The organism is Myxococcus sp. CA040A, from assembly GCF_013336725.1.
Taxonomy (GTDB): Bacteria; Myxococcota; Myxococcia; order Myxococcales; family Myxococcaceae; genus Myxococcus; species Myxococcus llanfairpwllgwyngyllgogerychwyrndrobwllllantysiliogogogochensis.
Window position 1 is genome coordinate 1 of the sequence record NZ_JABUMR010000049.1, and the last position, 564, is coordinate 564.

Below are 564 nucleotides of genomic sequence, written 5' to 3' on the forward strand. Positions count from 1 at the left end.
CGGCATCAGGCGTACGCGCGGCCTGCTGAGCGAAGAGCGAAGGGATGGATGCGTCGCGCGGGTAATCACTGACAACGCCATTCCAACCCGCGAGGACCTGCTGCTTCTCCGCCAACGTGAGCAGAGGAATCAGGCCGAGCTGTGCATCAGGCGAAGCGGTCAGCGCTTCGAGCAACACGAGGTAGTGACGCGAGAGGCGCTCCATGGTCGCCGCGTCGAAGAGGTCGGTGTTGTAGTTGAAGACACCCGCGAAGCCATTGATGCCTTCTTCGAGCAGGAGGCTGAAGTCGTACTTCGCCGTCTCGATGCTGGGAGCCAGCCCGCTGAGGGTGAGACCCGGGAGCTCGAGTTCCTCTTCAGGAGCGTTCTGAAGGGTGAGGGTGACCTGGAAGAGCGGTGAGCGGCTCAGGTCACGCTGAGGCTGGAGTTCTTCGACAAGCTTCTCGAAGGGGACGTCCTGGTGCTCGTAGGCGGCCAGAGTGGACGTGCGCACCTGGGAGAGCAACTGACGGAAGGACTGCTTCGAGTCGAGTCGGGAGTGGAGGACGAGGGTGTTGACGAAGA

At 62.2% G+C, this 564-nt stretch carries 1 protein-coding gene; it reads right to left on the minus strand.

The window, feature by feature from the left end; translation table 11 throughout:
• A partial coding sequence (locus HUA75_RS46045) for a condensation domain-containing protein (protein ID WP_254628136.1) occupies window positions 1–564 on the minus strand: 564 nt, incomplete at both ends.